The sequence below is a fragment of the Vibrio sp. 10N.222.49.C9 genome, from assembly GCF_041474985.1.
In the GTDB taxonomy this organism is placed as follows: domain Bacteria; phylum Pseudomonadota; class Gammaproteobacteria; order Enterobacterales; family Vibrionaceae; genus Vibrio; species Vibrio crassostreae_C.
Map to the genome: position 1 here is coordinate 1 of NZ_JBFRVD010000342.1, position 489 is coordinate 489.

Annotated in this window: 1 pseudogene; it reads right to left on the reverse strand. The window is 43.6% G+C overall.

The annotated features are described in order from the left end of the window. Window positions 1-308, reverse strand: a pseudogene (locus AB4585_RS23435) (two-component sensor histidine kinase BarA); the annotation flags it as partial. Window positions 309-489 lie beyond the last annotated feature (181 nt).

A 489-nucleotide genomic window follows, 5' to 3' on the forward strand; every position in this document is an offset into this window, starting at 1 on the left:
GGATGAAAGTTTGAGGTAACAAATAGTTCGTGATTGGCATCGAATACTGCGATACTTCGCACCACATCTGAGCGCTTGCGATGACTGTAACTGATCAGCCTTCTCACCGCTTCGCGATTTTGCTGTAACATGGCGAATTCACTGGCAATCGCCAGAGGTTCCACAATGTTGGTACCGGCGGTGATCAATTGCGCTTCAAGGTCGTTGTATCGATTTGAAGTAAAGAACACGCTCAACAACATCCCAACGATGAGTGTTGGGGCGAGAGTCAATGTTATTACGCGTGCGCGAAGTCCGTATCTTGTCATGTTTTATTAATGTGCCGGATGTGAAAAAATAAGCCTTCAAAGGCTTTTGAGTTTCCTAAACTTGAACCTAAGTCTAAATCATTGAAATTAAAATTGCTTCCCAAGAACTCTGTCAGACTGAAAACTCAGTCAAAAGCTTGATGCATGACCGTTAAAACTTACTAGGCACACCTCTATGGCT